This window comes from Limibacter armeniacum (assembly GCF_036880985.1).
Classification (GTDB): domain Bacteria; phylum Bacteroidota; class Bacteroidia; order Cytophagales; family Flammeovirgaceae; genus Limibacter; species Limibacter armeniacum.
The window spans coordinates 2616978-2633629 of record NZ_JBAJNO010000008.1 but is presented as its reverse complement, the minus strand read 5'-3'; the positions used below and the strand labels follow the sequence as shown (position 1 = coordinate 2633629).

The window sequence follows — 16652 nt, the reverse complement described above, 5'->3', positions numbered from 1 at the left end:
AAAAATTGAGCCTGCACCGCTGTTCTTCTCCTTTGTTCCTGTCAGTACTTTCAAAGAAAGCAAAGGCTTTCTGAAACACTGATAGCATGAGTAAACCCTACTCATGTTAAGCCTAAGCTAATAACCGTCACTAACATGAAACTCATAAGCGCAATCTTATTTGTGTATTTACTTATGGTGACTGCGCAAATAAAAGCCCAAGACTGGAAGCCTTTTGATGGACGCACACCTGTGGTTGACTCACTTTACGATCAGGCATTGGATAATGAAATCTATCTGAAAATGTTGGATGAGGAACGCCGTAAGCAGGTGGAAGAGGTTACCATGCAGAAAAAAAGCTGGCTTGAAAACCTGACTTTTGGTGTGCAGTTCTACACCAGACAGAATAACGTTTTGGGAGAAAATGGTTCCATTGAGTTTGTTCCTTCCATTGGTGCAAACATAGGTATTAACCTGTATGGAATCGTTACGACCAAAAATAGGATCAGGAAAGCTGAGCGGGACCTGGATAAGGCAACCTTGGAAAAAGCCAGATGGGAAAACCAATTAAGAAAAGATGTAGAGCTAAAATACATTGACTATATGCTAGCACTAGACCAATTAAAAAATAAGCAAAAGGAACTCGATACTGCCAAGCAGAAAAGAACCTTGCTCAAAGATCGCTTTGAAAAGGGAGAAAGTCCTATAGAAGCATATATGATGGCGGAGAAAGAAGTCGATGAGTTGGAAAATGAACTGCTTGAGCTAAAAGCTAATGTATTGAAGAGTGAAGTGGAAATATATTCACTGACAGGTAAGCTGCAAGAAGGTTATCAGACCGAAGAATAGTACTTACCTCACTCTAATACTGATTTACTATTTACTAGAGAAATTCCTGAAAAGGAAATAAATGGTGGACCCATGCTATATCGAAATATACTGAAGTCACTACTACTGCGCTGGAGAGTGCTACTGGTTATGCCAATGCTGTCGGCAGTAACTGTGGTAGTAGTTACTTTCTTTATGGAACGGAAATACATTTCCAATTCAAGGTTGCTTTATAATCTTAAAAACAAAGAACTGAGTCTTATTGATCAAGGCATTCAGCAATACGAAATCCAAACCCAGTTTGACAATATCTTTGAGTTACTCAAATCAAGAAATGTTGTAGACAAAGTACGCCAAAGGATGGTATTGGATTGGTTAAGTGGATACCATCAATACATTGAGTTTGCTGACTATGAAGACCTCAAAAAGGAGTCAGTCAGGTTGAAAGAATATATTGGTAACCTTTACCAAAATGGTTTGCTGCTGGACGCACGAAATGAATACGATGAGCGAATCATTGATCTGCTGGAAGACAATAGACTGTCTTTCAAAAATATGATGGAATACATCTCGATCTACAGAATTGGTACCAGCTATTTTATCAGCGTTTCAGTCGAAACTGAAGACCCTGCCAAGTCTACCTATATACTTGAACTGTTGATTTCGGAGCTGATAACGAATACAAAAAATATAGCAAGGGCAAAATTCAAGGCCAAAAGGATACAGACAGAAGAGTTGGTTGACAAAGCAAAAAATGACCTTGACAATGCCGAGCAAGCATTGCAACAATTTAAGATCGGACATAAGATCATTAACTTGGATGAGTATACCAGCAACATTGTAGATCAGATTGTGGCAACGGAAGTTAAGTTGATCAACTTGAAAGAAGCACAGCATACCCAGCAAAAGGCTATCGGCAATATTGAAAAGCTCATAGGTAAAAATCAACTGCTGGCGATCAATAACAGTGGTAACAGTTACTTGATGGCGCTGAAAGATTCTCTACGGAAGGTTAATGAAAATATTTTCTATAACAGCATTGAAGGTGGCAAACTGTCAGAGGCAGATCAAAGGCAGTTGGAGAGTAAAGCCAAGGAACTGCGAGATAATATTGCAGAAGAAATGGTGTCTATGGCAGATGATTCTGGCAACCCAAGCTCCAGAGGTTCTGCAATCAACAAGGATATGATGGGGAGGTATGTGGACTACAAACTTGAGATGGAAATGAATCAGGCACTTTTGCCTTTGGTAGAAGGTCAGCTTGAAAACATGAAAAACTACGCCAAGGATTTTGCTCCACTCGAATCAGGCTTGTTTACCCTGAATAGGGACCTGAAAGTAGCACAGGAAAAGTACCTGCAGCTTTTAGACAAGTTAGAAACCTCCATTCTGGCAGAACAGGAAGCAGGTGAAGAGGAATTGATAGTGGTTGATATGCCACTGCCACCTGAGCAGCCAGAGAAAAGTAAACGCATACTAATGGTGATTGGAGCATTCCTCGGAACATTTGTCCTCCTGATATTAACGCTTACACTTATTGAAATTTACGAATACTATAAAGAAGACCTGAAGTTATTACTCAATTCTTAAGGAGCAATAACCAAAGGTATAGACAAACTATCAACATGCACAGCTATGTGGCTCTTTAGCATCCTTTACTCGATCATTGGCATTTACTGCTTGTTCTATGCCGTTTACAACACTATAAACTTATTGGCAGGTGTACTCTGGCTGCATAATAAGCGCAAGGCAATTGGTGGTGCAGATACCAGTAACTTAGAGTGGGTCGTGTTTCTGCCAGCTTACAAACCAAATGAACGGCTGCTCGAAGCCCTGAAAGTAATTAGAAGGGCAAGCTTTGATGGAACACTACATATTTATGTCCTTTTTCAGGATGCAGACCAGCGCATTGTAAAACAGGCACAGGCATTTGGTTGTATCATAGAGCAGAAATCATTCAGTCATGTACAGGGAAATCCATACCATGAGGCATTGAGACATATGGCGGGCACTCTGAAGAAGTGGGTTGGTGAGGGACTGTTGAACCCATCACATATTGTATTGCTTGACAAGGATAACCTAGTGGATGTAGGCTTTTTCAGTAAAGCAGCGCTATATACAGACGATTATGAAATTGTACAGGGGTGCAGAAAGCCTTTGTCGACCAGTTCAGCAGGTGCAGTATATGATGCTATGGCTGAAAGCTTGAATGACACTATGCTAAGGGCTTCAAAAATGCTTCAAAGGAGTTGTCCGGAGTTTAGTGGTAGTGGAATTGTATTTCCAGTAGAAACCTTTAATTACTTGGTTAACCACTTGGATGGAAGAGCTCCCGGCATGGACAAGAACCTGATGATTCAACTGCTGTTAAGAAATTTGCCTGTAAAAGTAGCCTATGTACCAGAGGCGATGCTTTATGAGGAAAAGACAGATGACTTGGAAGCACTCAAAAGGCAACGGGTCAGATGGTTTGGAAATCAGTATTTCAATGCAATCTATTACGGGAAAAAACTATTCAAAAAAGGCGGACAGAAAGCATTGGATTATTTATTGGCACTTTACAGACCCCCAAGGAGTGTGCACTGGTTACTGGCATTGGTTGGTGCTGCCTTGGAAGTTATATTCTTATGGAATGCTTCATGGGTTCCATTCCCATTCTTCACTATCAGTTTTCTAACCATTGCCTTAGGTGTACTCGCTTTTGTATTGGAAGCTCCAAGAAGAATGAACTCGTTTTTCAGACTAATCATATTTGCACCAATACTAGCTTGGAATAACCTCATCAGTGCTTTTAAAGGAGTACAGAAAAAGTCTCAAGGAAAGTTTATTCATACTCGAGACGCTTAACAATGTACCTATACAGACAATAAACCCAATGATTGGAGACACCATACATAAAAAAGACTTTGCCAAACTCTGGTATCTGTGGGGAGTATGTCTTGCAGTAGGTGTTGCATTGCTGGCAACAAAAGTTCATTGGCTTACTGGCTACGTAATTGGAGGTATGGCTGTAGGGGTTCCATTACTGATTCAGGCTACCATGAATCCCAAGTTTGGTATATACCTGATGGTAGGGATTGCCTATTTCCTGAATGTGTTCCGGATGCTGATTCCATCTTTGCCAGTTGGATTGATTATGGATTTTCTGATTCTAATCATGACACTTTCCTGTTGGCTTAGAGATCTTTCGAGAAAAAACTTTGAGTTTTTTAAGTCTCCGCTGACTTCAGCTATCCTGATTTGGATTGGCTGGCACTTGCTGGAGCTGATGAACCCTGAAGCAGCTTCACGGGTAGCTTGGTTCTATGTAATGAGACCTGTAGTTGGGTATATCATGCTTTTCTTTATCACCTATCATTACATGAATACCAAACAGGATATTAAGAAAATGCTCCTGTTCATTTGGTTACTTTCATTCATATCTGCTGTATGGGGACTTAAGCAATATTTCCATGATTACTTTGGGTTTGAAATGGACTTTATGGTTGAAAGTGAGATTGTAAGGTTTGTATATATTCAAGGTAGGTGGAGGTGTTTTGGTACGTTAGGTTCTCCAGCACAGTTTGGGGTTGGGATGTCATTTGCCATGATGCTTTCATTTGTGTTGTTCTGGGCTAAGATTGGGTGGGAGTGGAAAACCTTTATTCTGATAGGTGTGATAGCCATTGTAATGGGATTGATTTATTCAGGGACTCGTACAGGGATTGCCATGATTCCAGTCGGGATTATAGTAATTGTGGTGCTTGCCCGTAACAAAAAGCTATCGATACTGACCATTGTGGGAGGAGCCATGTTTTGGGGTGTGATGCAGATTCCCACCAATAACTATCACCTCAAAAGGATTCAATCAACCTTTAATTCTGAAGAAGATGCTTCCTATCAGGTTAGAAAAGAAAACAGAGAGATCATCACTCCTTATATTTTAAGCCATCCAATGGGAGGAGGGTTAGGATCAACAGGCGTTTGGGGTAACCGGTTTAGCCCAGGGACTTTCTTGGCTAATTTCCCACCAGATTCAGGATATATGCGTGTAGCAGTTGAAATGGGATGGGTAGGGTTATTAATATACCTGTTTCTATGGATCAAAATTATATGGTCAACAATAATTGGCTATTACAATATCAGAGATAGTGAAATGAAGTGGTTTGCCATGTCAATATTGGCCAGTACCCTGCCTTTGGCAGTAGTAGAGTATACACAGGATATCATTGGTAAACTTCCTTTCAACCTACTTTTCTGGGTACTGACAGCAATGGCATACAAGGCCAATGAAATTGGTAGTAGACTACCTGAAGATAAGACTGATGGACAGGTTTCGTAAAGAAGCCGAAAAAGGAACTAGATCATGCCTTCATTGAAGAAAGTTATCTGGGCACTGCTCAATAATGTGGTTGACTTAATGATTGGAATCGGGTTACTGGTCATTGTAACTAGATTTTATTCAACAGATGATGCAGGGAAATGGATTTTATTCACCACCATCTTTTTCCTGATCACAAGAATTAGAGAAGGAGCCATACAGACGGCTCTGAATAAGTCAGGAAGTGGTGTGTCAGAAGAGAGAAGATATGATGTATATAAGTTAAATCTATCTGTCAATCTTGGTTTGGAGATAGTGGTTTCTCTAATCATCTATTTGCTCGGATGGTTGGGAATCCCCGGTTCTTTGAAAGAGTTTTTCCTGCTTTATCCTTTAGGGGCAATCCCTTGGGCAATTTACAGGTGGCAAGTGTATGCTCACCTTTTGACCCATGAAGTTGTAACCATTTTCAGAGGGAATATTCTGGTATTCTTGGTATTGGTAATAACAACAGGATTGATCTTTTATGAAAAGGCACCAGTTGAAAATTTGGTGTATGTCTTGGCATTTGCAGGAACAGCAGGGAGTCTTTATGGAGTAGGAGCCATAGGTTTTAGGAAACTTTGGAAGGCGACAATTCGAAAAGAGGATGTCAAGGTAATTATGCACTATGGAGGTCATGGTGCCTTAAGAGGCTTTACTGGAAATATAGCCAACCGGATCAATGTCTTTTTGACTGCAGGTCTGTTGACCATGACCGATACTGCTATATATGGTGTAGCACAAAAATATATTCATTTGATTCTGATGCCTAATAGCGCTATTCAGAGTCTGATCTTTCCCAAGTTTTGTGAAGCTGCCAACTTGGGTCAGAAAGATGTTCTAAGGGAATTGTTTGAAAAAACGGTCTCCTCGTTAATGGGCTTTTTCTTGATCATTATCATTGTAGTGGCAGTTTTAGCATATGAGGTGGTCCCTTTGGTCAATGGGCCCCAATACATACAGTCGATTCCACTCATACTAGCCATCCTGATGATGTCCTCCATCACGGCACCCTTTGGAAATGCATTCGGCAGCTGTATCAATGCAATCGGAAAACCAGAAGTGAACACTTATCTGCTGATAGTAGTCAGTATCGTCAATATTATCGCCTCATATATTTTTATCAGCAACTTTGGTCTTTGGGGTACTATTCTAGGGCCTTTCGTCGCAGAAGCAGTCAGTTTGATATGGACTTCTGTTATCCTGAAAAGAGAAGTGCAGATTAGTTACAAGAAGTGTTTTTCACTTGTACCTGTCAGTTACAAGGTCGCCATTCATAAAGCCAACAACGCTTATAATGACTACATAGGCAAAAAGCGATAGCTATCATGGAACAAAAGGATTTGATTACTGTGAACAAAAAGAATAAGCATATGACCCTGAACTTTACAAGCAAGATTCCAAAGGTTTCGATCATCATTCCTTCGCACAATCGGATTGATTCTTTGAAAGAATTGCTGGATTCAATTTTGGAAACCATGGAACACGTCTGTCCTTTTGAAGTAATAGTAGTTTGTGATGGTTGTGTTGATGGCTCAGAAGAAATGGTGAAGAAAGTTGCCCAAAAGCATCCTGAAATAAAATGTATAGCAAAGAAGGGAGAAGGCCCTGCCAAAGCTAGAAATGTAGGTGTGAGATCTTCTAGAGGAGATATTATAGCATTTACTGATGATGACTGTTTGGTGACGAAAGAATGGCTGAAACAAATTGTAGAGCACTTTGACAAAACTGAAGCTGTTGGTTTGCAAGGGCGTACTTCTACTGATAGGAAGTCCTGTACACCTCTTACGCACCAGATCGATAATGAACATGGAAGTGATGCATTTCCGACTTGTAATGTAGCCATAAAGAAAGATGCTTTCTGGCAGGTTGGAGGTTTTGACGAATCATTTCCTTATGCACATAATGAAGATGCGGATCTTGCTTGGCGATTGGAAAAAATAGGAAAGCTATTGTTTGTTCCAAGTATGCAGGTCATCCATCCACCAAGAAAAGAGAAGCTTTCCAAGCTGATGAAGCGGATGGAGATTTTGGAAAGTGAGTTCCTGCTTTATTATAAAGACAAGGATGCCTATAAAAGCAAAAGAGCCACTAATCCTTGGGTGAATATTTATGGTAAAATGTTTTTCAAGCATATTCCACTTTCACTCAAGTCACGCATAAAATATATGAATCGTCCTGTGGTATTTGCTCAGGGTGTATTGATTAACCTATCATGGTGGGCATCTCTGATCTACCTTTTCCCTAAGTTCAGACAGGCAGACAAACGCTATAAGGCATTAGTGAAAAACACAAAGGCTAAGAAGAGTGGAGTCGGTCAGTTAATCCCTAAAGTAATCAGAAGATAATTATCCCACCAACAATCAGAAATTCAATTTCCAGCTTTACTACTACTATACTATGACTACATCTACACAGAGTTTCAGAATCAATCAACTGCCTGCTCCAGAAGTGCAGAAAGTCGAGCGGATCAAATTCGATTTCGGCAAGTCACAGTTGCGCACAGGCAAGATGATGAAAAGGTTCCCAAAATTGGGAAAACTAGTTTACAACGTATTCGGATATACCAATATCGGCAATTATGCAAGAGCACAGGTACTAACCAAGTTGCTTAACAAGTTACCACTGACAAGTTTCCAGAAGGTGTTGGATCTTGGTTGTGGGTATGGCGAATTCTCTTTTATGGTAGCAGAAAAGCTAAAGAACTTGAAAGTTACTGCGCTAGATATTGATTCAAAAAGAATTGAAAAAGTAAGGGATGCCCGCAAGGAAATGGAGCTTGACAATGTGGAAGTCTTTGAAGGAAAGATCGATTCTTACCCAGAAGATGAACACTTTGACCTGATTTTCTCAGTTGATGTATTCGAGCATATCTATGTGGAGCAGATGCCGTTCAAGGATTGTTTCCAGAAACTGAAGCCTGGTGGCTATTTGTTAGTGAAGATGCCTAACATTACACAGGAGACAATCCTTCCACACAAGTTCTTCAAAGATCATAACGAATGGCTTGACGATGAACATGTTGGTCAGGTGCTTAACCTTGAAGGTTTAGTAAGAAAATTTGCCTCAGCAGGTTTTGAGGTAAAGTATGCCGCCAACTCTGATGGCAAGTGGGCTAGAGCAGCATGGGAAATAGGGTATTTTTCCCTTAAGGCAGGGCCTGTCGTTCAACTGGCATTTTTACCACTCTGTAAAGCACTTATCCATATTGATAAGTTCTTTGATAATTCCGAACAAGGGAATGCCATTCAAGTAATCGGCAGAAAGCCATATAAAAAACTATTGGATTAAATATTATGGCCGGAATGGGATATCCTGTTCCGGCTGTTACAATTTGGTTTGTAATACAGAGCCGCTTTATCAGCTCTATGTATTTTTCATTCACTGTCCTTTCCAGAGCTCGAAATTAACCGCTATGTTTTACCGCTACTCTCTATGAATCCATTCTCAGAAACCCCCATTGTGATGCAGGCATTGCCAAGGTGGGATGGACTATATGCGTCAACATCCTTAAAGGTAGCCCAAGAACTATCTCGGAACAGAATTGTCTTTTATGTAGACCACCCATTCACTTGGAAAGACTCCTTTACGGCCAAATACAACCGACAATTGATATACAGGAAAAACCTATGGAAAAAGGGGAATTTGGCACACCATCCTTTCGAGGAATATCCAAACCTGATTAATATATGTCCTAAACCAATTCCGTCTATCAATTTCTTACCTGAAGGGGCTGTATATAACCAATGTAGAGCCTTGAATAATAACATTGTATGGGCATATATCGATAAGGTTTTAGACCAATATGGAATCTCCGAGTTTATTTACATTAATTCTTTTGACCCTGTTTATTCTCAGATCCGGACAGATAAGGATGTTGTAATGAGGGTATATCATTGTGTAGATCATACTCCTGGCGAAAGGTACATTGCAAGGCATGGGACTATTGCTGAAAGGGAATTTGTAAGAAAAGCGGATTTTGTGGTTTCAACATCCAAGCAGATTTCCAAAAGGCTTAGAAAGTGGAACCAGAAATGTTATACCGTAGAGAATGCTGCTGACTTTGCATTTTTTGTCAATAATGCAGAGCCGATTCCTGAAGACATTGCCAATATCAAACATCCAAGAGTGGTATATGTAGGTAATATTGGACTCAGGATAGACTATTTGCTGCTGGAAGTAGCAGCCAAGAAACTTCCAGATTTTCAGTTTGTGTTTGTTGGACCAGTTGATGAGAGGGAGTTTAAGGGTGCAGAACTCAAGAAATTACCGAATGTACATTTCCTCGGACGAAGACCCTACAAGGAAGTTCCTGCTTATATGAATGCAGGTGATATCTGCATGATCCCATTTGAATGTACAGAGTATACCAAGCACATCTATCCACTCAAAATCAATGAATACCTATCCTTAGGCAAACCAGTCGTTACAAGCCAATTTGCAGATCTGAGTGATTTTGATGATGTGATACTCAGGTACAAAGATGTAGATGAGTTTGTTCAAAAAGTACAACAAGGTTTGGCAGCCTGTACAGAGGAAGATACTCACAAGAGAAAAATATTTGCAGCAGGCAATACTTGGGAAAAGCGCATTGAGCAGTGGAAAGAAATCCTGAAGGCAGAGGAAGAAACTGTCAGGTGGAATATTCGAAACGACTGACCCTAACATATTTATATCCGACTAAACTGATATAGCCATGTCAAGAAAAGAAGACTACCCACTTGTATCCATTATTACAGTCAATTACAGGCAGGCTGCCGAAACATTGAAAATGCTAAAAACCATAGCAGATTCAGGTTATCCAAACCTTGAGGTAATTGTGGTGGATAATGGTGCGCTCTCTGACAAGACAGTTGCTTACAGGGAAGCATATCCTGACGCAAGAGTGATAGTTTGTAAAAGGAACTTAGGGTTCGCAGGAGGAAATAATCTGGGAATCAAGGCTGCAAGTGGTAAGTACTTGTATTTTCTGAACAATGATACGGCACTGACTTCATCTTCGATAATGCCATTGGTTGAGGAGTTTGAGAAGGATGAAAGTTTAGGTGCAGCAAGTCCCAAGATTAGGTACTATTATACACCTGAAATAATTCAATATGCTGGCTTTTCACCTATTCACCCTTATACTGGAAGAAATAAGGCTATAGGCAAGAACCAAAAAGACAATAAAGAGTATGATTGCATCATGCCAACCTATTCGACACATGGAGCGGCCATGATGGTGTCTCGTGAAGTAATAGAAAAAGTGGGAATGATGCATGAGGGTTTTTTCCTGTATTATGAGGAACTGGATTGGTGTGCTGCCATACGGAGAGCTGGATTTGAGATTCGCTATATTGGAGATGCATTAGTTTATCATAAAGAATCTGCCTCAACAGGAAAGCAAAGTCCTTTGAAGTCATATTACATGACCAGGAATAGAATCCTTTTTATGAAGCGGAATTTTGCCTTGCCCCAGTTTATCCTTTTTTACACATACTTCACTTTTACAGTCTTACCTAAAGAACTATTGAAAAATACAGTCAAAGCCCGGTTTAATAACCTGAAAGCTGTTGTGAATGGCTTTCTTGATGGTCTTTGGCGTCCTGCCTAATGATCCTGTTAGTCCAAAAACACTATCTGAAAATATGTAATCATTCTACTCATTAAGTTTACTATCTGTTATGGAAATCTTGTTTTGGTTGGCACTTGCCGTAGTTGTATATACCTATCTTGGGTATGGTTTCTTACTGTTTGGACTTGTCAAGTTAAAAAGAATGATCAAGGGAAAGAGCAGTCCACCAACCATTACGGAGTATCCTGAGGTAACACTTGTTGTGGCAGCTTATAACGAAGAAGACTTTATCAGAGAAAAGATAGAGAACAGCTTGACGTTGGATTACCCTGCTGACAAGATCAATTTTCTATTTGTAACGGACGGTTCTGATGATGAAACGATGGATATTATTCGTGAATATCCTGAGATTACGCTTTACCACAAGCCTGAGAGAGCAGGTAAGATTGCAGCGGTCAATAGAATTATGCCTTATGTAACATCGCCAATTACGATTTTCTCTGACGCCAATACAATTCTGAATACCGATGTAATCAAGAATATAGTCAGGCATTATGAGGATAAAAATGTAGGAGGAGTAGCAGGAGAAAAGAGAATCTTGAAATTGGACTCCGATAATGCCAGTGGTGCAGGTGAAGGGTTTTACTGGAGGTATGAATCTACTTTGAAGAAATGGGATTCAGAACTAAATAGTGTGATTGGAGCAGCTGGTGAGCTTTTCTCTGTCAGGACAGAATTGTATGAGACAGTTAACACCAATATCCTGATTGAGGACTTTTACATGTCTCTGAAAATCGCCATGCAGGGGTACAGGTTTGTATATGAGCCTGATGCATATGCATGTGAAACAGCTTCAGTAAATGTAAAGGAAGAGCTGAAACGTAAAGTGCGTATTTCAGCGGGTGGTTTACAGGCAATTATGTTGCTATATCCCTTGTTGAATATATTTAAGTTTGGTATACTTTCATTTCAGTATATGTCGCATAGGGCAATGCGTTGGACATTGGCACCGATCTCGATGGGATTGCTGTTTATCAGTAATTTCTGGTTGGCTTGGCACTATCAAGGATTCTATGATTGGGTATTTGGCGCACAGCTTCTGTTTTATGCTTTAGTCTTAATAGGGAAGAGTATCGAAGATTCTAAAATCAGGTATAAGGTGTTTTTTATACCGTACTATTTCTTTATGATGAACTATAGCGTTTTGTTGGGGCTGGTTCGGTTAGTTAAAGGAAAGCAGACTGTGATTTGGGAAAAAGCGGAACGAAGAGTCAATACATAACCAAAAATAGGGCTGAGACATCTGTTTATAGATTACAAATTCAGAACTCAAATTTTCTAAATAATATATAGCTGTGAAAGTCCCAATCCTCTAATTTTTAGATGGGTTGGGCTTTTTTATGCTACAATATTTTTGGTTTCATTTTAAAACTAGATGGGTTAATGTTTATTTTATGGTTTTTTAAATAGAAACTATACTTTTTTTAAGATGCCAATTCAACGTTACTTTTTACTAACACTTCTTGTGCTACTATGCTTTCCGCTATTTTCTCAAAGGATTAAAGTAGTTGATGAATCACAAGCCCCAATTGAAGGAGTAATTATTTCAAACGGTGATAATAACTTAACCACTAATCTAGGTGGAATTGTAGCGTTCAAACAAATAGATCAAGCGAGTACTTTTGTATTTAGGCACTTGAGCTACCACGTTTTGAAACTTACTTATGATGAATTGGTGTCGAATAACTTTTCTGTTACCCTAAAAGCTTCCTCTATTAATTTGGATGAAGTGGTTATTGGAGCCAAAAGGTGGGAAGAAAGGAAGTCAGAAGTGCCAGCTCAAGTAATTTCAATTGGAAAACAGGATGTGGCATTTATAAACCCACAAACATCAGCGGACCTTTTGGCAGGGACAGGGGAAGTTTTTGTTCAGAAAAGTCAAATGGGAGGAGGTAGTCCAATGTTAAGGGGTTTTGCAGCTAACAATGTCTTGATTGTAGTAGATGGTGTCAGAATGAATAATGCCATTTTCAGAAGTGGAAATTTGCAAAATGTTATCCTTATTGACCCAAATACAATAGAAAAAGCAGATGTCGTTTTGGGGCCTGGTGCTGTAATGTACGGCAGCGATGCATTGGGTGGTGTGATGGACTTTCATACCGTTTCACCTATGTCAGAAAAGCAAGGGTTAAATGCTGAGGCATTATTACGAGTGTCCTCTGCAAACAAAGAGCGGACAGGTTTTACAAAATTAGGGTTTACAAAAGAGAAGTTTGCCTGGACAGGAACCTTCTTATATAGTGATTTTGGAGACTTAAAAGCAGGGAGCAAGTTTTCTGATAAAGCACCAGATTTTGGGAAAAGAGCCACTTACGTTAAACGTATTGGTGATTCGGATGTAGAAGTGACAAATTCAGATCCAACGGTACAAGTAGGTTCTGCATACAGCCAGTGGAATACAATGCAGAAATTCAACTTCTCACCAAATGACCATTGGCAGTTTGATTACGGTTTTTACCTGACCAGTTCCTCGAATGTTCCAAGGTATGACCGACTGACTGAGACAAGAGATGGAATACTTAGGTTCGCAGAATGGTATTACGGACCTCAATTATGGATGATGAACAGGTTTGGTTTACAGTATGCTCAGAAGACAAATTTTTCGGACAAAATAAGAGTTTTACTTTCGCACCAGCGTATAGATGAAGACCGTGTAGATAGAAAAGTAAATAACACAGCTATAAGACGTAGGGAAGAGGATGTCAATGTCTATGGTGTAAACTTGGATATTGTAAAACGACTATCCAGTAAAGGGACTTTGTATTATGGTGCAGAGTTGATATATAATACGGTTTCATCAAAGGGAGAAGTGGAGGATATTATTACACATGAAAAATCTCCTGTAATAAGCCGTTATGCCAATAGGGGGAATTCCATGACATCTTCGGCTGTTTACGTCAATTATAAACAACCTTTGATGGGAAATAAAATGTTTCTGAACGCTGGCATACGATATACTTGGGTAAATCTTTTCAGTGATTTTTCAGATAAATCGCTGATCGAATTACCTTATGATGAGGTTGCTTTTAGTACGGGAGCATTGAGTGGGGCTTTAGGTCTGGTTTGGTTACCTGAAAAGTCTTGGAAGTGGAGCTTGAATTTGGCTACGGGTTTTAGGGCTCCAAATATTGATGATGCAGGTAAATTTTTTGATCCAGGTTCAGATGGTTTAGTGGTTCCCAATCCTGATCTAAAACCTGTATATACTTATTCTGCAGAGGTAAGTGGTTCTAAATTACTTTTTGAAAAGGTAAGACTGGAGAGCACGGCTTTTTATACTTATTTGGTTGATGCGATGGTTAGAAGACCATTTCAAGTGAACGGAAGTGACCAAATGATTTACCAAGATGAAGAGGTTTCCATATTGGCACTTCAGAATACAGGTACAGCTTATGTAAGTGGCGTTTCGTTAAAGTTGAATGCGGAACTGACCTCTTGGTTAAGTTTCAAGTCATCTATTAGTTATGCAGAAGGGAAAGATATCGAAAACGATGATCCATTGAGGCATGTACCCCCAATGTTTGGACAAGCAAGTCTTCAGTATAAAAGGAAGTGGTTAACTATTGAGTCAGTACTCAGATTTAGTGATGGTTTTACTACTGACGAAATATCAAGGTCAGAATGGGAGGACAAACCTTATTTATACTCGGAGCAAGGTGCTTTACCTTGGCAGGCAATGGATATGAGATTTAAGGCAGCAGTATCCAACCACGTAACAATTAGTGGAGGTGTTGAAAATATACTGGACAAGCATTATAGACCTTACGCTTCAGGAATTAGTGCAGCAGGTCGTAATTTCGTGTTAGCGTTGAGAAGCAAAATATAGAAAGAATTACAGAGTGCTATAAAAAAAGTAAGCCCCTTCATTAAGTATGAAGGGACTTGTTTTTTATTGGACTACTTGTCTTTAACGTCAGCAGGGTGTCCAGTTTCTATATGTTTCTTTAGAAGCTCTTTTAAGCTTTGTAAATACGACTTCATGGTTTCAAAATCCATTTCTGGGTGTGCATTGGATGGAATTGTTATTGGGTTTTCATCCAAATACTGATACAGTTCAGGATAGTTATCCTCAATCTCAAGCGTAATCAGGCTAATCTCTTGAAGTAAATCCTTAAGTTGTTGCATAGCGAGGTTATTTGGGTTTCTATATATATACTTCTTAAAGCTTATAACATAAGCTGTTAGTCAATGGTTTTCAGGAAGGTTAGAAATTGCGATTCTGAGATTTTTTATATTTAAACTAACATGGCAGGTTTTTACACTAAAATAATCCAATATGAATTATCATTTTTTTAGGTCTTGATTTTTTTACTTTAAAGTAGGTGATAAGGTAGGCTAACGAGCGAAGGTACATGTATTTAATCCTATTTTGTGGAGAATTATTTAAAAAAATCATTAGCAAATGAACGGTGTTAGGATTTGTTATCAGAATTAAGAAAAATACAATACTAGAATGATTGCACGCTTTGTATCCCTTTCTTAAATTGATATAAGATCAAATTCTTACACGAATGCTGTTCAAGCTTTTTTGGACAGAAAGAAATGTATCATATCCTCAAAGGGAGGTAGATACATAGTTTGCTACTTAGGCTTATGCTGTTGGAAGTCAATACCTATTATACCCTTCATCATTTGCTGATTACTGCCTTGAGGTAGTTTGTACATTACATTTGCGACAACCAGACTATACTATTATTGTAATCATTCTAAACCGGTCAAGCGGTATTACTCTTAATCTTGATAACAGGATTGAGTTTGACCAAAAGAAGTTAGGTGATTGCAAAAAAATTATCAGACCCTATGGATTTTGACCATTACTCACTAAAACTTACACAGTCCAAGGAGTGCCTTAGCCAAATCATTTCATCCTTTTCTACCAAATCAAACACTGATTGGCTCACGTTGTCTATTCATGCTGCCACCTTTCCTATTATTCAGGAGCTTCGATACTGTATGGCCTTTTCATTGGTTTCCAGATATTTTTCAAGCACCAGACAGCCAGACCTTAATGGTTATGCGGAAGAGTTTGAGAAGTTGTATGGTTGTAAACCTGTAGGGTGGTCAGAAGTTCAGTTTGTACGATCATACTTACTATTGATACTAGATTGGGAAGGTGAAGTACGATCCTGTAACATCGTAAAAAACTTAATAGATACTGCAGATATGATGGAGTTGGAAGCTATTTATAAGACGCTACCACTTTTACCATACCCATCTCAGTTTGTGTCATTGGCAGAAGAAGGAGTTAGGACAAATATGACCAATGTGTTTGATGCCATTACCCAAAATAACCCATTTCCTGCAGCCTATTTGGAAGAAAATGCTTGGAATCAGCTTGTTGTCAAGTCAATTTTTACCGATAGGCCTATATACCGTTTGATTGGTGCGGATAAGAGAAGCAATACTAAGCTCTCGAAAATATTAATTGATTATGTAAAGGAACGTTGGGCTGCCCATAGAGATGTATCACCTGAATTATGGCGTTTTGTAGGTGAATATGCACCAGATGACTTTCATTTTTTAATGAAAAAACTCTTGAGTGAAGGGTCTCCATTCGAACAAGCTGCTGCTTTCTTGGCATGTAAAGATGACGGCAGTGAAGAGGCAATGAAACTAATTGAGAAGTTGGGAGTAGCAAGAAATAATAAGGATGTAACCTGGGATGACTTGGGTGTCAGTTTTTGGGAGCAGAAACAAATACCAGAGGGTTATCAGCAGGCAGGGAGTGGTTACGCTCCAATAGATATTGAATAACTAATAATGCATTCAAAATAAATCGCTCTGTCCTGTAGCTAAAGCCTAAAACCCTTATCGTTGTCAATCATCTTTTAGCTGAAGGCTAAAGCCATTTCTTCAATCATTTTAAAGACAGCAGTACTTCTTTGACTG

General features: G+C 39.3%; 13 protein-coding genes. 12 read left to right on the top strand and 1 reads right to left on the bottom strand.

Annotation, left to right across the window (positions count from 1 at the left end; translation table 11 throughout):
• The first annotated feature begins 135 nt into the window (after positions 1–135).
• The 11 genes from V6R21_RS16660 (at position 136) to V6R21_RS16610 (ending at position 14589) form a co-directional block, all read left to right on the top strand.
• Positions 136–828 carry a TolC family protein gene (locus V6R21_RS16660; RefSeq protein WP_334244766.1) on the top strand — a complete coding sequence of 231 codons (693 nt, stop codon included), beginning with the start codon at positions 136–138 and terminating at the stop codon, positions 826–828.
• A 72-nt stretch (positions 829–900) separates the two neighbouring features.
• Complete coding sequence (locus V6R21_RS16655) at positions 901–2397, top strand: GumC family protein (RefSeq protein ID WP_334244765.1); 1497 nt, start codon at positions 901–903, stop codon at positions 2395–2397.
• Positions 2398–2442: 45 nt separating this feature from the next.
• Positions 2443–3654, top strand: coding sequence for a glycosyltransferase family 2 protein (locus V6R21_RS16650; protein ID WP_334244764.1), 1212 nt, complete (start codon positions 2443–2445; stop codon positions 3652–3654).
• Positions 3655–3682: 28 nt separating this feature from the next.
• Positions 3683–5128 carry an O-antigen ligase family protein gene (locus V6R21_RS16645; RefSeq protein ID WP_334244763.1) on the top strand — a complete coding sequence of 482 codons (1446 nt, stop codon included), beginning with the start codon at positions 3683–3685 and terminating at the stop codon, positions 5126–5128.
• 24 nt (positions 5129–5152) lie between these two features.
• Positions 5153–6472, top strand: coding sequence for a lipopolysaccharide biosynthesis protein (locus V6R21_RS16640; RefSeq protein WP_334244762.1), 1320 nt, complete (start codon positions 5153–5155; stop codon positions 6470–6472).
• A gap of 5 nt (positions 6473–6477) precedes the next feature.
• Complete coding sequence (locus tag V6R21_RS16635; RefSeq protein WP_334244761.1) at positions 6478–7497, top strand: glycosyltransferase family 2 protein; 1020 nt, start codon at positions 6478–6480, stop codon at positions 7495–7497.
• A gap of 52 nt (positions 7498–7549) precedes the next feature.
• Positions 7550–8440, top strand: a complete 891-nt coding sequence (locus V6R21_RS16630) for an SAM-dependent methyltransferase (RefSeq protein WP_334244760.1) — start codon at positions 7550–7552, stop codon at positions 8438–8440.
• Between the two features lie 144 nt (positions 8441–8584).
• Complete coding sequence (locus tag V6R21_RS16625; RefSeq protein ID WP_334244759.1) at positions 8585–9808, top strand: glycosyltransferase; 1224 nt, start codon at positions 8585–8587, stop codon at positions 9806–9808.
• Positions 9809–9845: 37 nt separating this feature from the next.
• The gene (locus V6R21_RS16620) at positions 9846–10742 is read left to right on the top strand and encodes a glycosyltransferase family 2 protein (protein WP_334244758.1); all 897 of its coding nucleotides are present in this window, start codon (positions 9846–9848) and stop codon (positions 10740–10742) included.
• Positions 10743–10812: 70 nt separating this feature from the next.
• Complete coding sequence (locus V6R21_RS16615; RefSeq protein WP_334244757.1) at positions 10813–11985, top strand: glycosyltransferase family 2 protein; 1173 nt, start codon at positions 10813–10815, stop codon at positions 11983–11985.
• Between the two features lie 207 nt (positions 11986–12192).
• Entirely contained in the window at positions 12193–14589 is a 2397-nt protein-coding gene (locus tag V6R21_RS16610) for a TonB-dependent receptor (protein ID WP_334244756.1), read from the top strand.
• A gap of 71 nt (positions 14590–14660) precedes the next feature.
• Here the strand turns inward: V6R21_RS16610 and V6R21_RS16605 are convergent, their stop codons facing one another.
• Complete coding sequence (locus V6R21_RS16605) at positions 14661–14888, bottom strand: hypothetical protein (RefSeq protein WP_334244755.1); 228 nt, start codon at positions 14886–14888, stop codon at positions 14661–14663.
• Between the two features lie 675 nt (positions 14889–15563).
• Between V6R21_RS16605 and V6R21_RS16600 the strand changes: the two genes are divergently transcribed.
• On the top strand, positions 15564–16517 hold the full coding sequence (locus V6R21_RS16600; protein WP_334244754.1) for an EboA domain-containing protein: 954 nt from the start codon (positions 15564–15566) through the stop codon (positions 16515–16517).
• Positions 16518–16652: the final 135 nt, after the last annotated feature.

Coding starts and splice junctions, on each gene's coding strand:
- V6R21_RS16635 (WP_334244761.1), top strand. CDS start 6,478: ATGGAACAAAAGGATTTGATTACTGTGAACAAAAAGAATAAGCATATG.
- V6R21_RS16645 (WP_334244763.1), top strand. CDS start 3,683: ATGATTGGAGACACCATACATAAAAAAGACTTTGCCAAACTCTGGTAT.
- V6R21_RS16620 (WP_334244758.1), top strand. CDS start 9,846: ATGTCAAGAAAAGAAGACTACCCACTTGTATCCATTATTACAGTCAAT.
- V6R21_RS16660 (WP_334244766.1), top strand. CDS start 136: ATGAAACTCATAAGCGCAATCTTATTTGTGTATTTACTTATGGTGACT.
- V6R21_RS16640 (WP_334244762.1), top strand. CDS start 5,153: ATGCCTTCATTGAAGAAAGTTATCTGGGCACTGCTCAATAATGTGGTT.
- V6R21_RS16655 (WP_334244765.1), top strand. CDS start 901: ATGCTATATCGAAATATACTGAAGTCACTACTACTGCGCTGGAGAGTG.
- V6R21_RS16610 (WP_334244756.1), top strand. CDS start 12,193: ATGCCAATTCAACGTTACTTTTTACTAACACTTCTTGTGCTACTATGC.
- V6R21_RS16615 (WP_334244757.1), top strand. CDS start 10,813: ATGGAAATCTTGTTTTGGTTGGCACTTGCCGTAGTTGTATATACCTAT.
- V6R21_RS16625 (WP_334244759.1), top strand. CDS start 8,585: ATGAATCCATTCTCAGAAACCCCCATTGTGATGCAGGCATTGCCAAGG.
- V6R21_RS16630 (WP_334244760.1), top strand. CDS start 7,550: ATGACTACATCTACACAGAGTTTCAGAATCAATCAACTGCCTGCTCCA.
- V6R21_RS16605 (WP_334244755.1), bottom strand. CDS start 14,888: ATGCAACAACTTAAGGATTTACTTCAAGAGATTAGCCTGATTACGCTT.
- V6R21_RS16650 (WP_334244764.1), top strand. CDS start 2,443: ATGTGGCTCTTTAGCATCCTTTACTCGATCATTGGCATTTACTGCTTG.
- V6R21_RS16600 (WP_334244754.1), top strand. CDS start 15,564: ATGGATTTTGACCATTACTCACTAAAACTTACACAGTCCAAGGAGTGC.